We start from the raw sequence: 26,739 nt of genomic DNA, 5'->3' as shown, positions 1-26,739 counted from the left end.
TTTTTGTTGTTGTCGTTGTCATGGGTGTCGATCAGGGAAAGCGGCAGCTGACCTCGGCCTTGTCGTAGCCCAGGCTGTCCATTTCGTTGAAGGGATGGAGGAAACCGTCCTGGGGCGAAGTGCTGACCAGCGCCCTTGGCTGGACGATCGGGATCGGTTGCCGCAGTTGGCCATTCCACGGCCGATAGCTGAGCTTGCGGCCCTTGAAACCGTCCAGCGGCAACTGGTCGCTGAGCTCCAACTGACGGATCGCCATCGGCTCGCTCTGGCGCAGTTTGCTGACCGCACTGGCGATGCTGCGCACGGCAATCCAGGCGGCGAAATCCCGGTCGTTCATCCAGCGTCCGGCGAGGGCTTCAAAGCGCTTTTGCAGTTGTGCGGCGCCGTAGGTTTCCACGGTCTTGTGCCAGCCCACCGGCGTCAGGCCCTGGGTGCCGGCGACCGGGCGTGGGTACCAGGTCTGGTAGGGCACGTACTCGCCGAAGTCGCCGCGCTCGTCGGCCACCAGCACCACGTCGTACTCGGCGGTCTGAGTGAACAGCGGCATATCGGCCTGGGCGCTGCGCCGCTGATCGTTGTCGAAGGTCCAGGCTTTTTCCGCCACCAGTTGCACGCCGAAGCGCTTGGCGGCGCGGCGCAGGGCGGCGGCATAGGCCTGGTCGTCCTCGGTGGGGCCCACGATCAGCAGCGCCCGCTGCCATTTGCGCACGACCAGGAATTGTCCGAGGGCATCGGCGAGCATGGCGCGGCTGGGCAGGCTGTGCAGTACGTTGGGCAGGCATTCGGTGCTGCGCAGGCGGTCATCGGCGCTGCCAGCGTTGAACAGCAGGCTGTCGGGCAGGGCGGCACTGAGTTGGCGCAGGCTGGCGGCCGGTGCGTTGATGACGAACAGGCGCAGGCCTTGGGCGTGCTGGGCCTGGGCAGCGGCGAGCAGCGCCTCTGGGCTGTCGACGCTGGCGCTTTCGAGGCTGTAGCTCTGGTTGAGAAAACGCCCGGTGCTGTTGCTGTCGGTGATTGCCAGTTGCGCGCCGCGCAGCCCCGCATCGCTGGGTTCGGGGATCACGTTGGACAGCAGCGGGCCGGGGTCTGGGCGGTAGCCGAGGTAGCCGATGCGCACCTGCAGCGGCGCCTCGGCGGCCTGGCTGTGGGTCGCCAGTCCGGCGGCGCAGGCAATCGCCAGCAGGTAGTTCAGGGCGTAGGGGACTAGCTGGCGCATGGGGCACTTCCTCTGGGGTAGCGCCAGCATAGGAAGGCCACGACGACCTGCAAATATGCAGAAAGTACCGCTGGGGCAGTACCAAGGTAGTAACTCGTCGGGGCCGGCGTGGTTTTAGCATGGGCTATGGCGGCTACCATCCGGAGGGGATCGACCATGCGAATTCTCAAGGCATTGCTCCTGCCGTTGCTGCTGATCCTCAGCATGATCGGCATCGACCGGCTGCACGGTGCCCAACCGGCACCCTTGCGTTTGATTCCGGCCAGCGGCGGGCGCTAGGCATGTCGGCGCTATGGCGGATCAACCTGTGGGTCGGCGGCTTTTTTGCCCTGGTGACACTGGCCTGCGTCGGCCTGCTGCTGCACCAGGCGCTGGCGGACGTCGAGCGCGAGCTGCAATCGGCGCAGGCGGTGGTCGAGTACCTGAGCGACAGCGCCGAGCGTGACCCGGCCGGCCTGCAACCGCGCCTGACTGAAAGCCTGCGTCACGTACGGGTGCAGTGGCTGCAACCTGGCGAGACAGCGCCTTCAACGCCGCAGAGCGGGTTGGACGCCTGGTTGGGACGACTGTTGTTCGCCGAGGCCCGACACAGTGCGCGGCTGCTGGATCTGGCGGACGGTCGGCGGGTGCAGATCGCCCTCGATCCGCGGGATGAAATCGACGAAGTCTGGGATTCCCTGCAGCAGTTACTGAGCCTGTGCGGCCTGGCGTTGCTGGTCAGCCTGTTGACCATTCGCTGGGCGGTCAGCCGTGGCCTGGGCCAGTTGCAGCAACTGCAGCGGGCCTTGCAGCAGGTCTGCGACGGGCAGCTCAAGGTGCGCCTGCCCACCGAGGGCGTGGCGGAAGCGCGGCAGCTGGCGACTCAGTTCAATCGCATGACCGAGGCCCTGGAGCAGGCCCGTGCCGACAACACCCACCTGACGCGCACCCTGTTGGCGGTGCAGGAGCAGGAACGCACCCATCTGGCGCAGACCCTGCACGACGACCTCGGTCAGTACCTGGCGGGCATTCGTGCCCAGGCCTGTCTGCTGCGGCTGGTGGTGGACCAGCCGGAGACCGTCGAGCGCACGGTGCGTGAGCTGGAGCACAACTGCGAGCACTTGCAGCAAGGGTTTCGCACGCTGGTGCGCGAGCTGTATCCGGTGGCCTTGCAGCATCTGCCGCTGGCTGCAGCCTTTGCCTTGCTGGTGGAGCAATGGCAGGGCCGCCAAGGCATCGAATGCCGGCTGCGGGTCGGCGCACAGCTGCCGGTGTTGAGCTTGCCTGAGCAGGCCCACCTCTATCGCCTGCTGCAAGAGGCGCTGACCAACGTCGCCCGGCATGCCCAGGCCAGTCAGGTGCGGGTTCGTCTGCAGCAGCGCGGCGGGCGCCTGCGCTTGCTGGTGCGCGACAACGGGCGCGGGGCGCAGCGGCCGCAACGGCCGGGTGTCGGTCTGTATTCAATGTTCGAGCGAGCCCGCAGCCTTGGCGGCGAGCTGCGCATCATCAGTCAGCCCGGCGCCGGATGGGCGCTGGCCTTGAGCATGCCTGTGGAGGCGTCATGAATATTCTGCTGGTCGATGACCATGCGGTGGTCCGCCAGGGCTACGCGAGCCTGTTGCGCGCGCTGTTGCCGGCGATCGAAGTGCGCGAAGCGGCCACCGGTGAAGAGGCGCTGGCTCGGGTGCAGGAGGCGGTGCCCAACCTGGTGATCATGGATTTCGGCCTGCCCGGTATCAGCGGCCTGGAAACCACCCGGCGCCTGCGCCAGCGCCTGCCGCAGCTGCGGGTGCTGTTTTTCAGCATGCACGATGAATTGCCCTTGGTGCGCCAGGCGCTGGATGCCGGTGCCTCGGGCTACCTGACCAAAAGCTCGGCGCCGGAAGTGTTGATCGAAGCGGTGCAGCGGATCCTCGCCGGCCATGCCTACATCGAACAACCCCTGGCCACCCAGCTCGCCTGCCACCCACAGCAAGACACCCGCGACCCGCGCCTGCAAAGCATGACCCAGCGTGAGCTGGAGATCTTTGTGATGCTCGCCAAAGGCACCCCGGCCCGGACCATCGCCGAGCAATTGAGCATCAGCAGCAAGACCGTGTCCAACCACCTGACCCTGCTCAAGAGCAAGCTGCAGGTGTCGTCCCATGCGGAGTTGGTGCATCTGGGGATTGATATGGGGGTGGTGCGGGTGGCGGGGTGACTTGGGGTGGCCTTGCACCAATATTGTGTTCGACGCGGTGTCTGTGGAAGCTAGCCTGCTAGCGATGGCGATCTGTTTGTGTACATATCCATTGCTGCGGTAACGGCGACTTATGGTTGCGCCGGTATGACTCACCCACATGGGTTACAAATCAGTTCACTCACATAGGTAACAGTTTTTAACTGGCAGGGTCGGTTTTTGAGGATCTGACCATGCCTTGGCGAGAGCTAAAACCTATGGACCTGAAATTGCTTTTCATCGCGGACTACATCAAGGGTCCGCCCAGCTTCAGTGCCCTCTGCCAGGCTTACGAAATCAGTCGCAAGACCGGCTACAAGTGGGTCGAGCGGTATGAAAAAGAAGGCCCGGCGGGACTCGAGGAGCACAACCGTCGCCGGCTAACGAGGCGGCCTACCGGCCGACCTGGTTTTTCAGGTTGGTGCAGAGCCCTGTAGGAGCGAGCCTGCTCGCGAAGAGCCTGAGGCCACCGCGTACATTCAGTACAGCTGCGTCACCGTTGACGACCATCGACAGCAGGCTGGCTCCCACAAAGGGCTGAGCTGCACCGGCTTCCCTGAATAGGCCGGCCGGTAGGCCGCCTCGGCTGCTTTTGATTTTGATCCACCGGCCCCGTTACCGCAGGAATGGATATGTACACCTTAAGGCAGCCATCGCTAGCAGGCGCCCACAATGAACAGTGCCGTTCAAATTGCATCCAGTTCATCTATCCCAGGTAGTAGGACACCCCCGGCACCCCTCCATATTCGCATCCTGAAAATTCCCATAATGCTGACGCGAACCGCTGAGGTTCGCCTGCTCCAGGTTGCTTTCGCCGAACTTGGCTTCCTGCAAATTGGCGTCGCTGAGGTCTGCGCCCTTGAGGTCGGCCTTGCTCAGCCAAGCCATTTCCAGGTCGGCGGCGCGCAGGTTGCTGTTGTGCAGTTTGGCCCCGGAGAGGCGGGCGAATTGCAGGTAGGCGCCGCTGAGGTTGGCGTCCTTGAATTGCGCGCCCTGGGCGAACAGGCCCCAGCCCTGGATCGCCATCAGGTTGGCGCCGCTGAAGTCCGCCAGGCGTGCGTTGCTCTGTTGCAGGCTGGCGCGGGCGAGGTTGGCGCCTTGCAGTTGGGCTTTTTCCAGGTTGGCCAGGTCGAGGCGGGCGTGGCGCAGATCGGCGTCGCGCAGGTCGGCGCCGTTGAGGTTCATGTTGCGCAGGTCCTGATTGCTCAGGTTGGCCCCACGCAAATTGGCGCCGGGGCATTGGCTGTGGTCGGCGATGGTGCAGCCGTTGATGATCAGCGGGGTGTCGTCACCGTCGTCGGCGTGGGCGGCGGTGAGGCCGAGCAGGAGCAGTAGGGGGAGATAGTTCATCGCGAGATTCTCGGGTATGCCCATTTCCCCTGTGGGAGCCGGCCTGCCGGCGATGGTCGTGAACGATGACGTGTGCTGTCTGGTACCCAGCGGCGGTCTTCAGTCCATCGCTGGCAGGCCAGCTCCCACAGGGTGTGTGTCAGTAGTGAAGATCAGCGTTTCGCCGTCTGGTTATCCCAGCTAGGAATCTTGAACACCCAGAACGAGCCGCCCTGTGCCACGGGCTTGGTCAGCTCGGCCATGTCGCCGCCCCACAACGGCACCGCGCCGCCGTAGCCGACGGTCACGCCGATGTACTGCTCGCCGTCCTGTTCCCAGGTGATTGGCGGGGAGACGATGCCGCTGCCGGTCTGGAATTTCCATAGCTCCTTGCCGGTTTTCGCGTCGAAGGCCTTGAAGTAGCCGTCGCCGGTGCCGGTGAACACCAGGTTGCCCTTGGTCGCCAGCACGCCCGCCCACAATGGCAGGGCCTCCTTGTGCTCCCAGACCAGCTTGCCGGTGGTCGGGTTCATCGCCCGCAGGGTGCCGACGTGATCCTCGTACATGCGCTTGATACGGAAACCCATGCCCAGGTACGCCGAGCCCTTCTTGTAGTTGACCTCCTCGGTCCAGTACTCCTCTTTCCACTGGTTGCCCGGGATGTAGAACAGCCCGGTGTCCTGGCTGTAGGCCATGGGGTTCCAGTTCTTGCCACCGAGGAACGGCGGCGAGACTTCCACCGGTTTGCCCTTGGTTTCACCCGGCAGCGGCTTGGCCGGACGCTGGCCCTCGTTCTCCACCGGACGCCCGGTCTTCAGATCGATATGGCTGGCCCAGGTGATGTTGTCGACGAAGGGGAAGGCGTTCTGCAATTTGCCGTTGTTGCGGTCGACCACATAGAAGAAGCCGTTGCGGTCGGCGTGACCGGTGGCCTTGACCAGCTTGCCGTCCTTGTCCTTGTAGTCGAACAGCACCAGTTCGTTGTTGCCGGAGAAGTCCCAGGCATCGTTCGGCGTGTGCTGGTAGAACCATTTGACCTCGCCGGTGCTCGGATCGACACCGACCTGGCCGGAGGTGTAGAGGCTGTCGTAGTCGTGGGGATTGCCATCCTTGGAGGTGCGCGCCCAGGTATTCCACGGGCCTGGGTTGCCGGCGCCGACGATGATGGTGTTGGTTTCCGCATCGAAGCTTGCGCTCTGCCACGGAGCGCCACCGCCGTGGCTCCAGGCCTCGACCTTGCCGGTTTCGGTGGTCGGATCATCCGGCCAGGACGGCGCCTTGACGTCGCCGGTGGGGGTGCTGTCCTTGCCGTTCAGGCGGCCCATGTGGCCCTCGACGAAAGGCCGCATCCAGACTTCCTCGCCGGTCTCCGGGTCGCGTGCGTAGAGCTGGCCGACCACACCGAATTCATCGCCGGAGCTGCCGTGGATCAGCAGCACCTTGCCGCTGGTCTTGTCTTTGATCAACACCGGGGCGCCGGTCATGGTGTAGCCGGCGGCGTGGTCGCCGAACTTCTTGTTCCAGACCACTTTGCCGGTGTTTTTATCGAGGGCGATCAGCCGTGCGTCGAGGGTGCCGAAGTAGATCTTGTCGCCGAAAATCGCCGCACCGCGGTTGACCACGTCGCAGCACGGACGAATGTTGTCCGGCAGGCGATGGTTGTAGGTCCACAGGCGTTTGCCGGTCTTGGCGTCGAGGGCAAACACCCGCGAGTAGGATCCGGTGACGTAGACCACGCCGTCGCTGACGATGGCCTGGGACTCCTGGCCACGCTGCTTCTCGTCGCCGAAGGAATACGACCAGGCCGGGGTCAGCTTGAACACGTTCTGGTCGTTGACCTGGGCCAGCGGGCTCCAGCGCTGGGCGTTGGTGCCCATGCCGTATTGGAGCACGTCCTTGGTGGTCAGGTGATCGTTGGCGATGTCTTCCCAGGTCACTTTGCCGGTGCTGACGGGGGCTGTCGCGGCATGGCTGGTGGCGCCGACGGACAGGCTGCCGACCAGCAGGAAGGCCTGCATGGCAACGGTCAGGGGGGAGAGGGCGGGTAGCGATCTTATTCTCATGGTTGCAGTTCCCAGTGGAGGTTTTGGCCTGCACAGGTTGCGGTGCCGGGCGCACGGCGGATACGGAAAAAGTCCCGCTGTTGTCGGGAAGACTTCCCGAACCGCACCTGATTTGGGCGTGCACCTCAAGCCCTACTACCAAGGGAGTAGTACCCGACCACCAAAGCAGCATGGGGCATCCCGGCCGGGCTTTCTAAGATGGCTGCCATAGCCTCTGCCAAGAGGTTTTGCGTGCAATCCTGAGGGCATAACAATGACAACAAAACGCAACGCCGTGCTCGTGGTCGGGCTGCTGGCCGGCTTTATCTGTGCAGGTTCGACCTGGGCCCACGGCAACGTGGTACCGCAAGCGGTCGAGACCAAGGGCCTGACGCCAATCAAGGATGCCGGTGTAACGCTCAATGGCGATGGCTGGGCGGAGGTCAATCCGTACCGCAATTCGCCGGAACACGACAAGGCCGTCGAGATTGGTTCGTCGGCCTACAACCAGAACTGTGCGGCCTGCCATGGCCTGGAAGCCAAGTCCGGGGGTATCGCTCCTGACCTGCGCATGCTGGATGCGGGCGATGCCGGCGATGAATGGTTCGTCGAGCGGGTACGCCACGGCGCCGTGCGCGACGGCCGGGTGTACATGCCAAAGATGGCCGACTACCTGAGCCAGGAAGCGCTGTGGGCGGTGCGGACTTATCTGGACAGCGTGCACGTCGAGGAATAAGCCATGCGCCTGCTGAGCCTGTTGATCGGTGCCCTGTGGCTGTGCTGCCAGGCGGCGCAGGCGCAGGTCCGTAGCTATGACCAGATGATCGCCGACGGCGAGCTGCAGGTTGCGGTGTACAAGGATTTTGCCCCCTACAGTTTTGAAGACGGCGGTCAGGCACGCGGCGTCGACGTCGAACTCGCCGAGGCGCTGGCCAAGGCCCTGGGCGTGCGCCTAAAGCTGATCTGGGCGCCTGCCGGGGAAAAACTCGACGACGACCTGCGCGACTACATCTGGCGCGCCAGCCCGCTGCACAACCAGCAGCTGGCCGACCTGATGATGCGCGTGCCCTACGATCACGATTACGCGCGCAAGCGCAACGAATTGGGTGAGCTGGAGAACGGCCATGTGGTGATGTTCGGTCCGTACCAGAACGAACAATGGCAGGTCGCGTATGACCGCCGACGGCTGGACAAGGTCGCCAGTGTCGCGGTGTTCGAGCAGCATCCAATCGGGGTCGAAGTCGACAGCGTGCCGTCGTTCTACCTGACCTCGGTGTTCAACGGCATGTTGGCCAAGAGCACCCGCCACTACCCTGGCGTGCCCCAGGCATTTGCCGCGATGCGCGCCGGTGAAGTCGATGCGGTGATGGCGATGCGCGGCGAGATCGACTGGCAGGTGCATCTGGCCGCCGACCCGCAATTAGCCCTCGCCGAGAACGCCTACCCGAACATGGGCAAGCAACTCTGGGAGATCGGCATGGCGGTGCACGAAAGCAATCGGCAACTGGCTTACGCCGTCGAAGAAGTCCTGGAAGGCTTGATTCGCGATGGCACGCTCAAAGCGATGTATGGGCGCTACGGCCTGCGCTACGACGTACCGCAGATGTACCAATAGGAGCTGGAGCGATGAACTGGCGAGTGAGTTGGTTGTTGGCCTGCTGGCTGCCGTTGCTGGCAGAGGCCGCGCAGGTCGACCCGGGAAAGGATCCGGTGCCCTCGGTGATGTGGGCGTTCTACCACAAGCAGATGCTCGGTGATGCGCCGTTCGTGTTCGACGAGCGGGTCAAGCTGCTCGCGCCACCCTTTGCCGAAGACGCCCGCCAGGTGCCGCTGGAGATCGATGCGCGGGCGTTCCAGGGCGACGTGGTGCGTATCCTTGCATGGGCCGAGCTCAATCCCTTGCCGAAAATCGTCGACTTCGAGCCGCTGCAGCGAGTGCTGCCATGGCTGTCGATCCGCATCCGCATCGAGCAGGCGACGCCGTTGCGTGCGGCGGTGCAGACCCGCGATGGCCTGTGGCATGTCGGCTCGACCCTGATCGATGCGGCGGGCGGCGGCTGTACGGCGCCGAGCGTGGTGCGCACCGAACCGGGGTGGGAAGAGCATGTCGGCGAAGTGCTCGGCGGCCGTTATCCGCGAGGGGACTTCAGTCGTCTGCGCCTGCAGGTGGCCCATCCGATGGATAACGGCATGGTCTCCGGCATCCCTGAATTTTTCCTCAATCATGCCGAATTGCGCGGTGCCGACGACCAGGTGTTGGCGCGTCTGGAGCTGTTCCCGGCGGTCAGTGAAAACCCTAACCTGGGCTTCGATCTCGAAGGGGCAGGGCAGACGCAACTGCTGCTGCGCGACAACAGCGGCAACCAATTCACCGCGGCCATACCCTGAGCCCAAGGAGCCCGCCATGCGCTGGATGCTGCTGTTCTGCCTGACATTGAGCCTGCCGGTGCTGGCCGATCTCGACTATGCCCTGACGCCGCGACAGATCGCCGCCGACACCTGGTTGCTGGAAGGCAGCACGGCCAATTTCGGCAAGGACAATGGCGGCAATATCGTCAACACCGGGTTCATTGTCACCTCGGCTGGCGTGGTGGTGATCGACACCGGGCCGTCGAAGCGCTATGGCGAAGCCATGCGTAAAGCGATTGCCAGCGTCACCGACAAGCCGGTGATCGAAGTGCTGCTCACCCATCACCATCCCGACCATGTGCTGGGCAATCAGGCCTTCAGAGATGTGCCGATTGGTGCGCTGCCTGGCACCACTGCCTTGCTGAAACAGCAGGGCGAGGCCATGGCGGAAAACATGTACCGCATGGTCGGTGACTGGATGCGCGGCACCGAGGTGGTATTGCCGACCCAGGACATCGAGCCTGGGCTGAAAAGTTTTGGGAATCACGATTTGCAATTGCTGAGCCTGGGTGGGCATACCGGCGCAGATCTGGCTATTCTCGACCAGCAAACTGGCGTGCTGTTTGCCGGCGACCTGGTGTTTTATCAACGCGCCCTGACCACGCCCAACAGCCCGGGGCTGGCGGTGTGGCTGGCGGATATCGCCACCTTGCAGGGCCTGGGCTGGAAGCTTGTCGTGCCCGGCCACGGCCCGCTCGCCAGCGATGCCAGGCCCTTCGAACAAATGCGTGACTACCTGGGCTGGCTCGATCAGTTGCTGCGCGAGGGCGCCGCCAATGGCAGCGACATGAGCGAAATGATCCGCAGCCCCATCCCCGAGCGCTTCGCCGCCATCAGCCTGAGCCGCTACGAACTGATCCGCAGCGTCAGCCACCTGTACCCGCGCTATGAGCGCAAGCAGATGACGCGCGTCGATTCCACCGCCGAGCACAACCCCCTGTAGGAGCGTGCGCCCGCTCCTACAGGGGGTGTGTTGTGAATGACCTCTGCGACCCCATACCAAGGAACTAGCAATCTCCACACTGCGGGCAATTGTTGGCCCGGCGCCCTGGCTCAAGAATCTGCACCAGACCGGGAAAATTTCCCGGGTATAACAAAAACCGCAGAGGTAGCCGTCATGACACAACCCGCACGTCGCCAGCCCTTCGTCCTGAGCCTGCTGCTCAGTGCCATGCTGTTGTCCGGCCAGGCACTGGCCGCCGTCAGCGACCAGGACATTCTCCAGGACCCGAAAAACCCGGAGCAGATCGTCACCAACGGTCTGGGCGTCCAGGGTCAGCGCTACAGCCCGCTCGACACCCTCAACGTCAACAACATCAAGGACCTGCGTCCGGCCTGGGCGTTTTCCTTTGGCGGTGAAAAACAACGCGGTCAGCAAGCCCAGCCGATGATCAAGGACGGCGTGATGTACCTGACCGGCTCCTACTCGCGGGTGTTCGCGGTGGACGCACGCACCGGCAAGAAACTCTGGCAGTACGATGCGCGCCTGCCCGACGACATCCGTCCGTGCTGCGACGTGATCAACCGTGGCGTGGCGCTGTACGGCGACCTGGTGTTCTTCGGCACCCTCGACGCCAAGCTGGTGGCCCTGAACAAGGACACCGGCAAGGTGGTGTGGAGCAAGAAAGTCGCCGACCACAAGGAAGGCTACTCGATCAGTGCCGCGCCGCTGGTGATCAACGGCAAGCTGATCACCGGGGTCGCCGGTGGCGAATTCGGCGTGGTTGGCAAGATCCAGGCCTACGATCCGAAAAACGGCGAGCTGCTGTGGATGCGTCCCACCGTCGAAGGCCACATGGGCTATGTGTACAAGGACGGCAAGGCGATCGAGAACGGCATTTCCGGTGGCGAGGCGGGCAAGACCTGGCCCGGCGATCTGTGGAAGACCGGCGGCGCGGCGCCCTGGCTGGGCGGCTACTATGACCCGGAAACCAACCTGCTACTGTTCGGTACCGGCAACCCGGCGCCGTGGAACTCGCACCTGCGTCCTGGCGACAACCTCTACTCCTCGTCGCGCCTGGCCCTCAATCCGGATGACGGCACCATCAAATGGCACTTCCAGAGCACGCCCCACGACGGCTGGGACTATGACGGGGTGAACGAGCTGGTGTCGTTCAACTACAAGGAAGGCGGCAAGGAAATCAAGGCCGCTGCCACCGCTGACCGCAACGGCTTCTTCTACGTGCTGGACCGCACCAACGGCAAGTTCATCCGGGGCTTCCCGTTTGTCGACAAGATCACCTGGGCCACTGGCCTCGACAAAGACGGTCGGCCGATCTACAACGACGCCAGCCGCCCCGGGGCGCCGGGCAGCGAAGCCAAGGGCAGCTCGGTGTTCGTCGCACCGGCGTTCCTCGGCGCGAAGAACTGGATGCCGATGGCCTACAACCAGGACACCGGGCTGTTCTACGTGCCGTCCAACGAGTGGGGTATGGACATCTGGAACGAAGGCATCGCCTACAAGAAAGGCGCGGCGTTCCTCGGTGCCGGCTTCACCATCAAGCCGCTCAACGAAGACTACATCGGCGTGCTGCGGGCCATCGATCCGAAGACCGGCAAGGAAGTCTGGCGCCACAAGAACTTCGCGCCGCTGTGGGGCGGGGTCCTGACCACCAAGGGTAACCTGGTCTTCACCGGCACCCCGGAAGGTTTCCTGCAGGCGTTCAACGCCAAGACCGGCGAAAAGGTCTGGGAGTTCCAGACCGGCTCCGGCGTCCTCGGCTCGCCGATCACCTGGGACATGGACGGCGAGCAATACGTCTCGGTGGTCTCCGGTTGGGGCGGCGCGGTGCCGCTGTGGGGCGGCGAAGTGGCCAAGCGGGTGAAGGACTTTAACCAGGGCGGCATGCTCTGGACCTTCAAGTTGCCGAAGGAGTTGGTGGCCAAGCACTGATCTGAAGACCGCTGGATAACCTGTGGGAGCGAGCCTGCTCGCGATGGGGCCATGTCAGTCACCCATGATGTGCTTGACCCACCGTCATCGCGAGCAGGCTCGCTCCCACAGGATTTACTACCAAATAACGAGAGCCCCTCCTGCCAACGGCGCATACGTCTGGCACGCGGGGCTCTCTACTATCGGTGCATCGCCTGTTTCCCCGACAGGCTTCGACCCAACAGAGGCTCACCATGATCTACGCACAACCCGGAACACCAGGCGCCGTCGTTTCGTTCAAGCCACGTTACGGTAACTTCATCGGCGGTGAGTTTGTCGCCCCGATCAATGGCGAGTATTTCACCAATACCTCGCCGGTCACGGGTGAAGTGATCGCCGAATTCCCGCGCTCCAGCGCTGCCGACATCGACCGCGCCCTGGATGCCGCCCACGCAGCAGCGGATGCCTGGGGCAAGACCTCGGCCCAGGATCGCTCCCTGGTGCTACTGAAAATCGCCGACCGCATCGAGCAGAACCTGGAAATCCTCGCCGTCACCGAAACCTGGGACAACGGCAAGGCCGTGCGCGAAACCCTGAATGCCGACGTACCGCTGGCCGCTGACCACTTCCGTTACTTCGCCGGCTGCATCCGCGCCCAGGAAGGCGGCGCCGCGGAAATCAACGAACTGACCACCGCTTACCACTTCCACGAGCCGCTGGGTGTGGTCGGGCAGATCATTCCGTGGAACTTCCCGCTGCTGATGGCCGCCTGGAAACTCGCCCCGGCCCTGGCCGCCGGTAACTGCATCGTGCTCAAGCCGGCCGAGCAGACGCCGCTGTCGATCATGGTCTTCGCTGAGCTGATCGCCGACCTGCTGCCTCCCGGCGTGCTGAACATCGTCCAGGGCTTTGGCCGCGAAGCCGGTGAAGCGCTAGCCACCAGCAAGCGCATCGCCAAGATCGCCTTCACCGGCTCCACGCCAGTGGGCGCGCACATCATGCATTGCGCCGCCGAGAACATCATTCCGAGCACCGTCGAACTGGGCGGCAAGTCGCCGAACATCTTCTTCGAAGACATCATGAACGCCGAACCGCAGTTCATCGAGAAGGCCGCCGAAGGCCTGGTACTGGCGTTCTTTAACCAGGGCGAAGTATGCACCTGCCCATCCCGCGCCCTGGTACAGGAGTCGATCTACGAGCCGTTCATGGCCGAGGTGATGAAGAAGATCGTCAAGATCAAACGCGGTAACCCGCTGGACACCGAGACCATGGTCGGCGCCCAGGCGTCCGAGCAGCAATACGACAAGATCCTCTCGTACCTGCAAATTGCCCAGGAGGAGGGCGCGCAACTGCTCACCGGCGGTGCGGCCGAGCGTCTTGAAGGCGATCTGTCCAGCGGTTATTACATCCAGCCGACCTTGCTCAAGGGCCACAACAAAATGCGTGTGTTCCAGGAGGAAATCTTCGGCCCGGTGGTGGGTGTCACCACCTTCAAGGACGAAGCCGAAGCCCTGGCCATCGCCAACGACAGCGAATTCGGCCTCGGCGCCGGGCTGTGGACCCGCGACATCAACCGCGCCTACCGCATGGGCCGGGCGATCAAGGCCGGGCGCGTCTGGACCAACTGCTACCACCTGTACCCGGCCCACGCCGCGTTCGGTGGCTACAAGAAGTCCGGGGTCGGCCGCGAGAACCACAAGATGATGCTCGACCACTACCAACAGACCAAGAACCTGCTGGTGAGCTACGACATCAATCCGCTCGGATTCTTCTAACTCTTAAGGTTCACCGATCCCCCTTGTAGGAGCGAGCCTGCTCGCGATGGGGCCCGAACATTCTCCGCTGAATGTCAGGCCGCCATCGCGAGCAGGCTCGCTCCTACAGTTTTGTGCTCTGTGCAAGACCTGCAATACCCCCTACCAAATCACCCCGCAACCTCCTTCCAAAGTAGCATTCGGTCACCTCGGCCCCCGTGCATTAATGCCTGTACCGGAATCGCCCGGCACAAGAAGAGGAATGACCCATGTGGACTAAACCCGCGTTTACCGATCTGCGCATTGGCTTCGAAGTGACGATGTATTTCGCCAACCGTTGATTGTTCACCCGGCCAGCCGTTGCGTTGGCCGGGCCTGCCTTGTGGAGCGATGTTCATGCAGATCCGCGTTCTCGGTTCCGCCGCCGGTGGCGGTTTTCCGCAATGGAACTGTAACTGCCGCCAGTGCGCCGGCGTGCGCAACGGCAGCCTGCGGGCGCAGCGACGCACCCAATCGTCGATTGCCTTGAGCGACAACGGCGTCGATTGGCTGCTGTGCAACGCATCACCGGATATTCGTGCGCAACTGGAGAGCTTCCCGGCGCTGCAACCGGCTCGCCGGCTGCGCGACACGGCGCTGGTCGGGGTGATCCTGATGGACAGCCAGATCGATCACTGCACCGGCCTGCTGAGCCTGCGCGAAGGTTGCCCGCACTCAGTGTGGTGTACCGAGCGGGTGCATCAGGACCTGAGCAGCGGCTTCCCCCTGTTCAACATGCTCGCGCACTGGAATGGTGGCCTGCAGTGGCAGCCCATTAGCCTCGACCGCGAGCCCTTTAACATCGACGCCTGCCCGGACCTGAGCTTTCGCGCCATTCCCTTGGTGAGCAACGCGCCGCCCTATTCACCGAACCGTGGCAACCCGCAGCCGGGCGACACCATCGGCCTGTTCATCGAAGACCGGCGCAGCGGCCAGGCGTTGTTCTATGCCCCGGGCCTGGGCCAGATAGACGACGAACTGCTGGGCTGGATGGACCGCGCCGATTGCCTGCTGCTCGACGGCACGCTGTGGCGCGATGACGAGATGCGCCTGAGCGGCGTCGGCCAGAGCCTGGGCCGCGACATGGGTCACCTGGCGCAAAGCGGGCCGGGCGGGATGCTTGAAGTGCTGGACGGTTTCCCGCGCCAGCGCAAGGTGCTGATCCACATCAACAACACCAATCCGATCCTTGACGAAGACTCCGCCGAGCGGGCGCTGTTGCAGCGGCGGGGGATCGAGGTGGCGTATGACGGGATGAATATTGAGTTGTAGCTGCAGACCCAATCGCGAGCAGGCTCGCTCCTACAGAAGAGCGCACAACCTGTAGGAGCGAGCCTGCTCGCGATGAGGGCCGCCCTAACAATAAAGATCCTGGAGAAACCTGATGCCCTCAGCCCCCATGCCCCCCGCCGAATTCGAGGCCGCCCTGCGCGCCAAGGGCGCCTATTACCACATCCACCATCCCTTCCACCAAGCCATGTACGCCGGCCGCGCCACGCGCCGGCAGATCCAGGGCTGGGTCGCCAATCGCTTCTACTACCAGGTCAACATCCCGCTCAAGGACGCCGCGATCCTCGCCAACTGCCCCGACCGCGAAGTGCGCCGCGAGTGGTTGCAGCGCATCCAGGACCACGACGGCGCACCCGGCAGCGAGGGCGGCATCGAAGCCTGGCTGCGTCTCGGTGAGGCGGTGGGCCTCGATCGGCAACAGATCCTCTCCCAGGAACTGGTGTTGCCCGGCGTTCGCTTCGCGGTTGATGCCTACGTCAACTTCGCCCGCCGTGCCTGTTGGCAGGAAGCGGCCAGCAGCTCGCTGACTGAACTCTTCGCCCCGCAGATCCACCAGTCGCGCCTCGACAGCTGGCCGACTCATTACCCGTGGATCGACAGCGCCGGCTACGACTACTTCCGTACCCGCCTAGGCCAGGCACGGCGCGATGTCGAGCACGGCTTGCGCATTACCCTGGCGCATTACACCACGGCCGCCGGCCAGCAACGCATGCTGGAGATCCTGCAATTCAAGCTCGACGTACTGTGGAGCATGCTCGACGCCATGAGCATGGCCTACGAGCTGGAGCGTCCGCCGTACCACACGGTGACTGGCGACAACGTCTGGCACCGGGGGATCGCCCTGTGAGCCTGATTCAACGCAAACAAGTGCCGGCACTGCGCCGGGGTTTTCGCCTGCAATGGGAGCCGCGCCAGGACTGCCATGTGCTGCTTTACCCCGAGGGCATGATCAAGCTCAATGGCAGCGCCGGGCAGATCCTTGCGCTGCTCGACGGCCAGCGCAGCGTCAACGCGATTATCGAGCAGTTGATCGAAAGCTTCCCCGGCGTGCCCGGGATCGACGAAGACGTGCTGGCATTCCTGGAGGTCGCCCATGCTCAGTTCTGGATCGAATGAGACCCAGCCCGGCCCGCCGCTGTGGTTGCTGGCGGAGCTGACCTACCGCTGCCCGTTGCAATGCCCGTATTGCTCCAATCCGCTGGACTTCGCCCGCCATGGCGAGGAACTGAGCACTGAGGAATGGATCCGGGTATTCCGCGAGGCACGGGACATGGGCGCGGCGCAATTGGGGTTTTCCGGCGGCGAGCCGCTGGTGCGCCAGGACCTCGCCGAGCTGATCAAGGCCGCGCGAGACATGGGTTACTACACCAATTTGATCACCTCGGGGATCGGCCTGACCGAGCAGAAGGTCCGTGACTTCAAGGTGGCTGGGCTGGACCACATCCAGATCAGTTTCCAGGCCGCCGATGAGGCGGTGAACAACATGCTCGCCGGTTCGCGCAAGGCCTTCGCGCAGAAATTGGCGATGGCCCGGGCGGTGAAAGCCCAGGGTTATCCGATGGTGCTGAACTTCGTCACCCACCGGCACAACATCGACCACATTGAGCGCATCATCGAGCTGTGCCTGGAACTGGAAGCAGACTTTGTCGAGCTGGCCACCTGTCAGTTCTACGGCTGGGCCGAACTCAACCGAGTCGGCCTGCTGCCGACCCTCGAGCAGTTGCAGTGCGCCGAGGCGGTGACCAACCTCTATCGCCAGCGCCTCGAAGCCGAAGGACATCCGTGCAAGCTGATTTTCGTTACCCCGGACTATTACGAAGAGCGCCCCAAGACCTGCATGAACGGCTGGGCCAACCTGTTCCTCGACATCACTCCCGACGGCACCGCACTGCCATGTCATAGCGCACGGCAATTGCCGGTGGCCTTTCCCAATGTGCGCGAGCACAGCATCGAGCACATCTGGAATGATTCGTTCGGCTTCAATCGCTTTCGTGGCGATGCCTGGATGAAGGAACCGTGCCGCTCCTGCGATGAAAAACACAAGGACCTGGGCGGCTGCCGTTGCCAGGCCTTCATGCTCACCGGCGACGCCGAAAACGCCGACCCGGTGTGCAGCAAGTCAGCGCATCACGGGGTCATCCTCAAGGCCCGGGAAGAAGCCGAGGCGCCGGGGCAGGGGATCGAGCAGCTGACGCTGCGCAATGAAAAGGCCTCGCGGTTGATTTTTCGTGGATAAAGCCGATTTTGATCCTGTGAATGGGCTCCTACTGGGGGGCACACAGAAACGCCAGCTCCCCACCATTTGGTCTCATTGCATTCGCCAACGGATGCTTTAGTGTGGCGGTTACATTCCAATACAATAAAAAACAGGCTTTCCAATGAGCCAGAGTCTCAGTCAACTGCGTAAATTCGTTTCCCCGGAAATCATTTTCGGTGCCGGCTGCCGGCACAACGTCGGCAACTTCGCCAAGAGTTTCGGCGCGCGCAAGGTGCTGGTGGTCAGTGATCCCGGGGTGATTGCCGCCGGTTGGGTGGCGGATGTCGAGGCCAGCCTGCAGGCGTTGGATATCGATTACTGCCTGTATAGCGACGTATCGCCCAACCCACGGGTCGAGGAAGTCATGCGCGGTGCCGAGTTGTACCGCGAGCAACAGTGCGACGTGATTGTCGCGGTCGGCGGCGGCAGCCCGATGGACTGCGGCAAGGGTATCGGCATCGTGGTCGCTCATGGGCGCAGCATCCTCGAGTTCGAGGGCGTGGACACCATTCGTGTGCCGAGCCCGCCGCTGATCCTGATTCCGACCACCGCCGGCACCTCCGCAGACGTCTCGCAGTTCGTGATCATTTCCAACCAGCAGGAACGCATGAAGTTCTCCATCGTCAGCAAGGCGGTGGTGCCGGACGTGTCGCTGATCGACCCGGAAACCACCCTGAGCATGGACCCGTTCCTCTCGGCCTGTACCGGTATCGACGCGCTGGTGCATGCAATCGAGGCGTTCGTTTCCACTGGCCACGGCCCGCTGACCGATCCCCATGCGCTGGAAGCAATGCGCCTGATCAACGGCAATCTGGTGCAGATGATTGCCAATCCCCACGACATTGCCCTGCGCGAGAAAATCATGCTCGGCAGCATGCAGGCCGGGCTGGCGTTCTCCAACGCGATCCTCGGCGCGGTGCACGCCATGTCCCACAGCCTCGGCGGCTTTCTCGACCTGCCTCACGGCTTGTGCAACGCGGTGCTGGTGGAACACGTGGTGGCGTTCAACTACAGCTCGGCGCCGGAGCGTTTCAAGGTGATCGCCGAGACCTTCGGCATCGATTGCCGTGGCCTCAATCACCGGCAGATCTGCGGCCGTCTGGTGGAGCACCTGATCGCCCTCAAGCACGCCATCGGCTTCCACGAGACCCTTGGATTGCACGGCGTCAGCACGGCGGATATTCCGTTCCTGTCGCAGCACGCGATGGACGATCCGTGCATTCTCACCAACCCCCGCGAATCCAGTCAGCGTGACGTCGAGGTCGTTTATGGCGAAGCCCTCTGACCAGCAGCAACAGGCGCTGGCGGGGTTACTGGGACTGGGCAGCCACTCGACGCGCAAGAGCCATTACCCGGAGCTGGCGGCGCGTTTGCAGGATCTGGAAACCGAGCGCAATCGCTACAAGTGGCTGTTCGAAAACGCCGTGCACGGGGTGTTCCAGGCCAGTTTGCTGGAGGGCATGCGCGCGGCCAATCCGGCGCTGGCGCGAATGCTCGGCTACGACGATCCGCAGGACGTGCTGTTTTCCCTCACCGACCTGGCCGGCACCTTGTTCGTCGGCGGCGCCCGCGAACTGGAGCAGATCGGCCTGATCCTGCAGCGCGAGCGCAGCCTGCTGGCCTATGAAACCCAGCTGCGGCGCAAGGATGGCAGCCATGTCGATGTGCTGATGAACCTGCTGCTCAAGCCGGACCAGCAAGGCCTGGTTGAGGGCTTTGTCGCTGATATCACCGAGCGCAAGCTGGCCCAGGAGCATCTGCAACAACTCAACGATCAATTGGAGCAGCGGGTGACCGCGCGCACAGACGAGTTGCTCGAGGCCAACCGCAACCTGCAACAGCAGATCGCCCAGCGTGAGCAGATCGAGCAGGACTTGCGCGATGCCCGCGACGCCGCCCAGGCCGCCAATCGCAGCAAGGACAAGTACCTGGCGGCGGCCAGCCATGACTTGCTGCAACCGCTGAATGCCGCACGCCTGCTGATTTCCACCCTGCGCGAGCGACGTCTTCCGGAGGTCGAGCAGGTGCTGGTAGAACGCACGCATCAGGCCCTGGAAGGGGCAGAGGATCTGCTCACCGACTTGCTGGATATTTCCCGTCTGGACCAGTCGGCGGTGAGGCCCGATGTGGCGCTGTATCGCCTCGATGAATTGCTCGGGCCGCTGGTCTCGGAGTTTCAGTCGGTGGCCCAGGCTGCCGGTCTCAATCTGCGGGTACGCATGGGCGACTACGCGATTCGCACCGACTTGCGGCTGATGACTCGGATCCTGCGCAACCTGCTGAGCAATGCCTGCCGCTACACCGACCAGGGCAGCATCCTGCTGGCGGCCCGGCGTCGTGGCGACCAACTGCGGCTGGAAGTCTGGGACACCGGACGCGGGATCGCCGCAGACCGGCTCGAAGCGATCTTTCTTGAGTTCAACCAACTGGATGTCGGCCGCGCCGCTGACCGCAAGGGTGTCGGTCTGGGCCTGGCGATTGTTGAGCGCATCGCCAAGATTCTCGGCTACTCGGTGCAGGTGCATTCGCGTCCGGGGCGCGGCTCACGCTTCAGTATCGAGGTACCGATTTCTGCCGAAGTGCCGCTGCCCATCAACCTCGCGGCTCCTCAAGCCAGCACGGGCAATCCGCTGCCGGGGCGGCGTCTGTTGGTGCTGGATAATGAAGTGAGCATTCTGCAGAGCATGGGGGCATTGCTTGGGCAGTGGGGCTGCGAAGTGGTGACCGCCACTGACGAAAGCTCGGCCCTGAGCAACCTGCAAGGCCAGGCGCCGGAACTGATCCTCGCCGACTACCACCTGGATCATGGGGTGGTGGGCTGTGACGTGGTGCGGCATTTGCGCGAGCATTTCCAGCAGGCGATCCCGGCGGTGATTATCACCGCCGATCGAAGCGATCAATGCCGGCGCTCATTGCAACAGCTGGAGGCGCCGCTGCTCAACAAACCGGTGAAGCCGGGCAAGCTGCGCGCAGTGTTGAGCCAGTTGCTGGCTTAGCCGGCGATCATCGGCGGTAGCGTCCCAAGCAACGCCACCGCTGCCACCGCGCCGAGCCCCAGCAGCCACTCCAACTGAACGCTGGCGCGCAACACGCCCAGGCGCTGTTGGCACTGGTCGATGCGCAGCCGATTGAACAGGGCCAGGCCGAGCATCGCCAACACTAGCAGCACCTTGATCATCAGGATCAAGGCAAAGCCGGACAGCAGCGGGGTGGGCCAGAAGGCGCCGGTGAGCACCCGCACGTTGATCAGACCACTGATGATCAACCCCGCCACCAGCCCGTAGGCGACCCCACTGAAACGTCGCAGGATGGTGCCCAGGTCATGCCCCTCGGGCTGGCGCAAAATCAGCACCAGCATCAGCAAACCGCCGAGCCAGGCGGCAACGCAACTGAGGTGGACGATCTGATTGAGGATCAGCAACTGCCCGCTCAGGCCGTCGAGCATGGCGCCGTGGCCGACCGGGGCCAGGGTTGCCAGCAGCAGCGCGCCAAGGCTCAGGCGCGGCCAGTGGCGCGAATGCCAGGGCGTCCACAACAGCGCCAGCAGCAGGGCGTTGAGCAGCAAATGGCAGCGCCAGACCTGGCCGAAAAAGGTCTTGTCGAGTACCAACTGCAGCGTCGGTGTATCTACCTCCAGCAGCGTTGAACCGGCCATGCTGGCGCTGATCAGCCACAACCAGGCCACACCACTGAGCAGCGCCAGTGAGGTCAACCAGCGCGCCAGACGCAGCAAGCGGCGATCCAACAGCGGGGTATTGTCCTTGATCAGTAACGGTCGAAACAGCCAGGCACCGAACAGGGTCAATACCAGGCTGAAATGCACAAAGCGCAACAGCACCATGCCATCGATCATGGGTTATTCGCCGATCTTGAAGCCGTAGCTGCCTTTGCTTTTGTGGGTGTCGACTGAAAGCGCATTCCATTGCACCTGATAGCTGCCAGGCGCCAGAGGTGCCACCGGAGTGACCACCAGGGTTTTCTTGTCGCTGCCTTCGGTGACGATGCTCTTGACCGGCACCGCGACCCCATCCTTGGTCAGGGTGACCTGGGTGAACGCTGCTTCAATGCCTTCGGAGAACACCAGGCGTACGTCAGCGGGCGCGCTGACGGTGCTGTCCGCTGGCGGCACCTGGCTTTTCAGGTGGGCATGGGCCCAGACCGAAGAGGCCACCAGCAAGGAGCCGAGCAGGGCGGCAGTGGTCAGGGCATTTTTCAGCAGCATGAGAGGCACCTATGTGATTGATCGAAATACCGCAGTTTAGCCTTGGCTGGCGCAGCGCACGACGTTTCGTTTCGTCCTGTGCCAATGCTAGTCTTGGACCATGCCGTTCTCAGGGAGCCCCCATGGGCAATCACAAGATCGAGATCCGTCGCAGCAACGTCGAAAAAATCCTCCTGGCGGCCGAAAAGGTCTTCGCCGAGAAAGGCTTCGGCAGCACAGCCATGGCCGACATCGCCCGCGAAGTGCAACTGCCGCGCTCCAACCTGCATTACTACTTCAGCACCAAGACCGAACTCTACAGCGCGGTGCTGTTCGACCTGCTGGAAGTGTGGAAACAGGACGCGCTGTGCTTCGAGATGTTCGATGACCCGCGGGTGGTGTTGAGCAGCTACATCCGCGCAAAAATGCAGCACTCACGCAGCCGGCCCTATGGCTCGAAAGTCTGGGCCAACGAAATCATCCACGGCGCCCCGACCCTCGGCGAAGCCCTGGATGCCAGTCTCTACGATTGGGCAAAAATGAAAGAAGCGAAAATCCGTCAGTGGGTCGACGACAAACGCATCCTGCCGGTGGAGCCTTCGAGCCTGCTCTACATGATCTGGGCCTCGACCCAGCACTACGCTGACTTTGATCATCAGGTGAATATTCTCAATGACCATCAGCCGCTTTCGGATATGCAGTTCGAGAAAGCGGTGCAGACGGTGACGAGTGTGATTTTGCGGGGGATTGGGTTGGGGTTGTGAGGGTGATTTGGCACAACGATGATGTGTTCATCCTGAATGTGCGCGGCGCCCAGAAGTTTTTCGCGAGCAGCGGAGCGCCGCCCGGGCGGCGCTCCGCTGCTCGCGAAGGCGGCCTGGCAGGCGCCGCCGCACTCAAGCACTGACGTGATACGGATTCCTCGGATCATGGTTCCAGTCGAGGAACGGCTTGCCATTGTCCTTGGGCACCATCTCGATGCAGTCCTGTACCGGGCAGGTGATCTGGCACAGGTTGCAGCCCACGCATTCGTCGTCGATCACCTGGTACTTGTGGGTGCCGTCGGCTTGTTTGAGGCTGGCCACGGCCTGGTGGGAGGTGTCTTCGCAGGCAATATGGCAACGACCGCAGCCGATACAGGCCTGCTGGTCGATTTTCGCGATCACCTGGTAGTTGATGTCCAGGTACTTCCAGTCGGTGGTGTTGCCCACGGCGCGCCCGGAGAAGTCGGCGATGCTGCGATAGCCCTGACTGTCCATCCAGCGTGACAGGCCGTCCTTCATGTCTTCGACAATGCGAAAACCATGCAGCATCGCCGCGGTGCACACCTGCACCGCACCGCTGCCCAGGGCGATGAATTCGGCGGCGTCGCGCCAACTGCCAATGCCGCCGATACCGCAGATGGGCAGGCCCTGGGTCTGTGGATCACGGGCGATTTCCGCGACCATATTCAGCGCAATCGGCTTGACCGCCGAGCCGCAGTAGCCACCGTGGGTGCTCTGGCTGCCGACGGTGGGAAGGGCGACCATGTGCTCGAGGTCGACACTGGTGATCGAGTTGATGGTGTTAATCAGCGACACCGCATCGGCGCCGCCACGGTGAGCCGCGCGGGCGGCGACGCGGATGTCGGTGATGTTGGGCGTGAGCTTGACGATCACCGGCAGTGAGCAATAGGTCTTGCACCAGCGGGTGACTTGCTCGACGTACTCCGGCACCTGGCCGACCGCCGCGCCCATGCCGCGTTCCGGCATGCCATGGGGGCAACCGAAATTCAGCTCGATGCCGTCGGCGCCCGTGGCCTCCACCAGCGGCAGGATGTTTTTCCACGACTCTTCGACGCAGGGCACCATCAGCGACACGATCAGCGCCCGGTCCGGCCAGTCCTTCTTGACCTGAGTGATCTCGCGTAGATTGATTTCCAGCGAGCGGTCGGTGATCAGCTCGATGTTGTTGATGCCCATGACCTCGCGGTTGGCGCCGAAATGCGCCGAGTAACGCGATGAGACGTTGACCGCCGCCGGGTCCTCGCCGAGGGTTTTCCAGACCACGCCACCCCAGCCGGCCTCAAACGCGCGGACCACGTTGTAGGCTTTATCGGTAGGTGGCGCCGAGGCCAGCCAGAACGGATTGGGGGCTTTGATGCCGGCGAAGACAATCGAGAGATCGGCCATTACGCAGCCTCCACATTGAGCATGAGTTGGGCATGGATCGCTTGTGCGGCCAGCTTGCCATGTTGCACCGCCTGCACGGTGAGGTCCTGATCGAGGCTGGTGCAGTCACCGCCGGCGTAGACCCCGGGAACGCTGGTGCGCATCTGTTCGTCGACCTGAATCCGGCCATTGGTACGCTGCAGTTGAGCGGCCAGGGAATCGCTCAGCGCCTGGTCATCGAAAGCCTGACCGATGGCTTTGAAGATAGCGTCGGCGGCCAGTTCGAAGGTCTCGCCGGTGGTGGCCAGGCGACCGCTGTCCATGCGCGTGCGGGCGAAGCGCATGCCGCGCACCTGGCCGTTGCTGTCGAGCAGCACTTCCTCGGGCTGGGCCCAGGTCAGCAGCCGCACCTGATTGGCCTTGGCGATGTCCTGTTCATGGTCGGTGGCGCCCATGTCCTCGACGCCACGGCGATACACCAGGTTGACGTCACGGGCGCCGAGTCGGGCCATCTGCACCGCCATGTCGATCGCGGTGTTGCCGGCACCGAGGACGATGCAGTGTTGGGCCAGCGGTAATTGGCTCAGATCATCGGCCTGGCGCAGTTCGCGGATGAACTCGGTGGCGGCCAGCAGCCCCGGAGCATCTTCATCGGCGAGGCCCAATTGTTTGCTGGCAGCCAGGCCGAGGCCGAGGAATACCGCGTCGAACTGTTGATGCAGTTCGCTCAGGCTGAGGTTGTTGCCCAGTTGCTGGCCATGGCGAATTTCGATGCCGCCGATCTGCAGCAGGAAGTCCACTTCGTGCTGGGCAAAGTCATCCACCAGTTTGTACTTGGCGATCCCGTACTCATTGAGGCCGCCAGCTTTTTCCCGCGCTTCGAAAATCACCACATCGTGGCCGTGCATCGCGCAACGGTGGGCACAGGACAACCCGGCGGGCCCGGCACCGACCACGGCAATCCGCTTGCCAGTCGTTGGTGCGCGCTGGAAGGGATGCTCGCTGAACTGCGCGTTGTCGATGGCGTAGCGTTGCAGCAGGCCGATCAGCACCGGCGCGCATTCTGCGGCGTTGTTGCGCACGCAGGCTTGCTGGCAGAGGATTTCGGTGGGGCAGACCCGGGCACAGCTGCCGCCGAGGATGTTTGCCGAAAGGATTTTCTGCGCGGCGCCCTGGACGTTGTCCTGATGGATGTTGCGGATGAACGACGGAATGTCGATCTCGCTCGGGCAGGCATTGACGCAGGGGGCGTCGTAGCAATACAGGCAGCGCGAGGCTTCGACCTCGGCCTGGCGTGGGGTAAGAGGGGGCGCCAGGTCGGTGAAGTGGCCGGCGAGGGTGGCCCCATCCTCGAGGGGATGGGGCAAGTGGTTGAGGGTCGGGATCACGGTGGTGGCCTCACGGTTATTTGAGGTGCTGCCTCTGCTGGGCAGGTGATTTTTTTGTATGGCTATCGCGGGCGAGCCCGCTCCCACAGGGGATTGCACTTCGATTTCAAACTGTAGGAGCTGGCTTGCCAGCGAATGACGGCTTCAGCGTTTCACAGCCACGGGCCTGTTCAAGTCCGCCCGCTTGCTGAGCAAATCAAACACCGCCGGATAGGCCGGCCGTTCGATATAGCGCCCGGCACCACGCTCGGCCCGCAGGTCGCCGTTGGCCCAGACCAGCTTGCCCTGGCTGATGGTGTGGCTGGGCACGCCGCGCACGGTCTTGCCTTCGAAAATGTTGAAGTCGACCTGCTGATGATGGGTTTTGGCCGAGATCGTGCGAGTGCCCTCAGGGTCCCAGAGCACCAGGTCGGCATCGGCGCCGACACGAATCGCGCCTTTGCGTGGGTAGAGGTTGAAGATCTTCGCGGTGTGGGTGGAGGTCAGGGCGACGAACTGCTGCATCGACAGGCGTCCGGTGTTGACCCCTTCATCCCAGAGCACCGCCATGCGGTCTTCGATACCAGCGGTGCCGTTGGGGATCTTGCTGAAATCGTTGCGGCCGGCGGCTTTCTGCTCGGCGCAGAAGCAGCAGTGGTCGGTGGCGGTGGTGTGCAGGTTACCTGCCTGCAGGCCATGCCACAGCGCCTCTTGATGGCCGCGTGGGCGGAACGGCGGGCTCATCACGTAGCCTGCAGCGGTGTTCCAGTCGGGATGCTGGTAGACGCTGTCGTCCAGCAGCAAGTGCCCGGCGAGGACTTCGCCGTAGACCGGCTGGCCCTTGCTACGGGCATAGGTGATTTCGTCCAGTGCCTCCTTGGTCGAGACGTGCACCAGGTACAGCGGAGTGCCGAGGGTTTCGGCGATGCGGATCGCCCGGCTGGCAGCTTCGCCTTCGACCTGAGAGGGGCGCGACAGCGGATGCGCCTCGGGACCGGTCATGCCTTGGGCCATCAGTTTGCGTTGCAGGTGGAACACCAGCTCGCCGTTTTCGGCGTGCACGGTGGGCACGGCACCGAGTTCCAGGCAACGCTCGAAACTGGCCACCAGGGTGTCGTCGGCCGCCATGATCGCGTTCTTGTAGGCCATGAAATGCTTGAAGCTGTTGACCCCGTGCTGGCTCACCAACTCGCCCATCTCTTCGCGGACCTGCTCGCTCCACCAGGTCACCGCCACATGAAAGCCGTAGTCAGAGGCGGACTTTTGCGCCCAGCCGCGCCATTGGTGAAAGGCTTCCAGCAAGGATTGCTGCGGATTGGGAATCACGAAGTCGATGATCGAGGTGGTGCCACCGGCCAGGCCGGCCGCAGTGCCGCTAAAGAAGTCTTCGCTGGCCACGGTGCCCATGAAGGGTAATTGCATGTGGGTGTGGGGATCGATGCCACCGGGCATCAGGTATTGGCCGCTGCCGTCGAGCACTTCGCAGTCTGCGGGAACATCAAGATTGTCACCGATGGCGGCGATCAATCCGTTATGGCACAGGACATCGGCGCGATAACTTTCATCATGGGTAACAACGGTGGCGCCACGGATCAACAGAGACATTCCGAGTTCCT

The 26,739-nt window shown here is 63.2% G+C and carries 25 protein-coding genes and 1 pseudogene; 18 read left to right on the top strand and 8 right to left on the bottom strand.

What is annotated here, in order from left to right:
• Positions 1–31: 31 nt before the first annotated feature.
• Positions 32–1,216 (bottom strand): ABC transporter substrate-binding protein, encoded by a 1,185-nt coding sequence (locus KW062_RS17465; RefSeq protein ID WP_105754583.1) that lies wholly within the window; start codon positions 1,214–1,216, stop codon positions 32–34.
• Positions 1,217–1,372: 156 nt separating this feature from the next.
• Between KW062_RS17465 and KW062_RS28970 the strand changes: the two genes are divergently transcribed.
• The 4 genes and pseudogenes from KW062_RS28970 to KW062_RS17450 all read left to right on the top strand — a co-directional run.
• Complete coding sequence (locus KW062_RS28970) at positions 1,373–1,495, top strand: hypothetical protein (protein WP_256350804.1); 123 nt, start codon at positions 1,373–1,375, stop codon at positions 1,493–1,495.
• A gap of 2 nt (positions 1,496–1,497) precedes the next feature.
• A complete protein-coding gene (locus KW062_RS17460; RefSeq protein WP_027616474.1) occupies positions 1,498–2,760 on the top strand; it encodes a HAMP domain-containing sensor histidine kinase in 1,263 nt (420 codons plus the stop codon).
• Positions 2,757–3,395: a response regulator transcription factor gene (locus KW062_RS17455; protein WP_027616475.1), complete on the top strand. Its 639-nt coding sequence runs from the start codon at positions 2,757–2,759 to the stop codon at positions 3,393–3,395. Before KW062_RS17460 ends, KW062_RS17455 begins: the two co-directional genes overlap by 4 nt.
• Before the next feature lie 212 nt (positions 3,396–3,607).
• Positions 3,608–3,793, top strand: a pseudogene (locus KW062_RS17450) (helix-turn-helix domain-containing protein); the annotation flags it as partial.
• A 322-nt stretch (positions 3,794–4,115) separates the two neighbouring features.
• Here the strand turns inward: KW062_RS17450 and KW062_RS17445 are convergent.
• Both KW062_RS17445 and exaA read right to left on the bottom strand, forming a co-directional pair.
• Positions 4,116–4,763, bottom strand: a complete 648-nt coding sequence (locus KW062_RS17445) for a pentapeptide repeat-containing protein (protein WP_027616476.1) — start codon at positions 4,761–4,763, stop codon at positions 4,116–4,118.
• 152 nt (positions 4,764–4,915) lie between these two features.
• Entirely contained in the window at positions 4,916–6,805 is a 1,890-nt protein-coding gene (gene exaA / locus KW062_RS17440; RefSeq protein ID WP_081786279.1) for a quinoprotein ethanol dehydrogenase, read from the bottom strand.
• Between the two features lie 253 nt (positions 6,806–7,058).
• On the opposite strand from exaA, the gene pedF reads away from it, so the two are divergent.
• From pedF to KW062_RS17375, 13 genes are all read left to right on the top strand, one after another.
• On the top strand, positions 7,059–7,520 hold the full coding sequence (pedF, locus tag KW062_RS17435) for a cytochrome c-550 PedF (protein WP_027616478.1): 462 nt from the start codon (positions 7,059–7,061) through the stop codon (positions 7,518–7,520).
• A gap of 3 nt (positions 7,521–7,523) precedes the next feature.
• Positions 7,524–8,399 (top strand): substrate-binding periplasmic protein, encoded by an 876-nt coding sequence (locus KW062_RS17430; protein ID WP_105754582.1) that lies wholly within the window; start codon positions 7,524–7,526, stop codon positions 8,397–8,399.
• A gap of 11 nt (positions 8,400–8,410) precedes the next feature.
• Positions 8,411–9,172 (top strand): quinoprotein dehydrogenase-associated SoxYZ-like carrier, encoded by a 762-nt coding sequence (locus KW062_RS17425; RefSeq protein ID WP_105754581.1) that lies wholly within the window; start codon positions 8,411–8,413, stop codon positions 9,170–9,172.
• Between the two features lie 16 nt (positions 9,173–9,188).
• Entirely contained in the window at positions 9,189–10,136 is a 948-nt protein-coding gene (locus KW062_RS17420; protein WP_105754580.1) for a quinoprotein relay system zinc metallohydrolase 1, read from the top strand.
• A 174-nt stretch (positions 10,137–10,310) separates the two neighbouring features.
• The gene (locus KW062_RS17415; protein ID WP_105754579.1) at positions 10,311–12,086 is read left to right on the top strand and encodes a PQQ-dependent methanol/ethanol family dehydrogenase; all 1,776 of its coding nucleotides are present in this window, start codon (positions 10,311–10,313) and stop codon (positions 12,084–12,086) included.
• Between the two features lie 233 nt (positions 12,087–12,319).
• Entirely contained in the window at positions 12,320–13,840 is a 1,521-nt protein-coding gene (gene exaC / locus KW062_RS17410) for an acetaldehyde dehydrogenase ExaC (protein ID WP_105754578.1), read from the top strand.
• A 248-nt stretch (positions 13,841–14,088) separates the two neighbouring features.
• On the top strand, positions 14,089–14,160 hold the full coding sequence (pqqA, locus tag KW062_RS17405; RefSeq protein ID WP_003253598.1) for a pyrroloquinoline quinone precursor peptide PqqA: 72 nt from the start codon (positions 14,089–14,091) through the stop codon (positions 14,158–14,160).
• A 55-nt stretch (positions 14,161–14,215) separates the two neighbouring features.
• Entirely contained in the window at positions 14,216–15,130 is a 915-nt protein-coding gene (gene pqqB, locus KW062_RS17400; protein ID WP_105754577.1) for a pyrroloquinoline quinone biosynthesis protein PqqB, read from the top strand.
• Positions 15,131–15,242: 112 nt separating this feature from the next.
• Positions 15,243–15,995 carry a pyrroloquinoline-quinone synthase PqqC gene (gene pqqC / locus KW062_RS17395; RefSeq protein ID WP_105754576.1) on the top strand — a complete coding sequence of 251 codons (753 nt, stop codon included), beginning with the start codon at positions 15,243–15,245 and terminating at the stop codon, positions 15,993–15,995.
• A complete protein-coding gene (gene pqqD, locus KW062_RS17390) occupies positions 15,992–16,264 on the top strand; it encodes a pyrroloquinoline quinone biosynthesis peptide chaperone PqqD (protein WP_027616486.1) in 273 nt (90 codons plus the stop codon). Before pqqC ends, pqqD begins: the two co-directional genes overlap by 4 nt.
• Positions 16,242–17,384, top strand: coding sequence for a pyrroloquinoline quinone biosynthesis protein PqqE (gene pqqE / locus KW062_RS17385; protein WP_027616487.1), 1,143 nt, complete (start codon positions 16,242–16,244; stop codon positions 17,382–17,384). Before pqqD ends, pqqE begins: the two co-directional genes overlap by 23 nt.
• Before the next feature lie 142 nt (positions 17,385–17,526).
• Positions 17,527–18,690, top strand: a complete 1,164-nt coding sequence (ercA, locus tag KW062_RS17380; protein WP_027616488.1) for an alcohol dehydrogenase-like regulatory protein ErcA — start codon at positions 17,527–17,529, stop codon at positions 18,688–18,690.
• On the top strand, positions 18,674–20,401 hold the full coding sequence (locus KW062_RS17375; RefSeq protein WP_027616489.1) for a PAS domain-containing hybrid sensor histidine kinase/response regulator: 1,728 nt from the start codon (positions 18,674–18,676) through the stop codon (positions 20,399–20,401). The genes ercA and KW062_RS17375 overlap by 17 nt, the downstream gene beginning before the upstream one ends.
• On the opposite strand, the gene copD is transcribed toward KW062_RS17375, so the two are convergent.
• Positions 20,398–21,258 (bottom strand): copper homeostasis membrane protein CopD, encoded by an 861-nt coding sequence (copD, locus tag KW062_RS17370; protein ID WP_105754575.1) that lies wholly within the window; start codon positions 21,256–21,258, stop codon positions 20,398–20,400. The two genes, KW062_RS17375 and copD, sit on opposite strands and share 4 nt — an antisense overlap.
• Positions 21,259–21,261: 3 nt before the next feature.
• Positions 21,262–21,627: a copper homeostasis periplasmic binding protein CopC gene (gene copC, locus KW062_RS17365; RefSeq protein WP_027616491.1), complete on the bottom strand. Its 366-nt coding sequence runs from the start codon at positions 21,625–21,627 to the stop codon at positions 21,262–21,264.
• A gap of 122 nt (positions 21,628–21,749) precedes the next feature.
• On the opposite strand from copC, the gene KW062_RS17360 reads away from it, so the two are divergent.
• A complete protein-coding gene (locus KW062_RS17360; RefSeq protein WP_027616492.1) occupies positions 21,750–22,370 on the top strand; it encodes a TetR/AcrR family transcriptional regulator in 621 nt (206 codons plus the stop codon).
• Between the two features lie 132 nt (positions 22,371–22,502).
• Here the strand turns inward: KW062_RS17360 and preA are convergent, their stop codons facing one another.
• The 3 genes from preA to hydA form a co-directional block, all read right to left on the bottom strand.
• Positions 22,503–23,777 (bottom strand): NAD-dependent dihydropyrimidine dehydrogenase subunit PreA, encoded by a 1,275-nt coding sequence (preA, locus tag KW062_RS17355; protein ID WP_027616493.1) that lies wholly within the window; start codon positions 23,775–23,777, stop codon positions 22,503–22,505.
• Entirely contained in the window at positions 23,777–25,144 is a 1,368-nt protein-coding gene (locus KW062_RS17350) for an NAD(P)-dependent oxidoreductase (protein ID WP_177433258.1), read from the bottom strand. Before KW062_RS17350 ends, preA begins: the two co-directional genes overlap by 1 nt.
• Positions 25,145–25,288: 144 nt before the next feature.
• Positions 25,289–26,728 (bottom strand): dihydropyrimidinase, encoded by a 1,440-nt coding sequence (gene hydA / locus KW062_RS17345; RefSeq protein ID WP_105754574.1) that lies wholly within the window; start codon positions 26,726–26,728, stop codon positions 25,289–25,291.
• Positions 26,729–26,739: the final 11 nt, after the last annotated feature.

Source organism: Pseudomonas fluorescens (genome assembly GCF_019212185.1).
Lineage (GTDB): Bacteria > Pseudomonadota > Gammaproteobacteria > Pseudomonadales > Pseudomonadaceae > Aquipseudomonas.
This window is presented reverse-complemented; position numbering and strand designations above follow the sequence as displayed.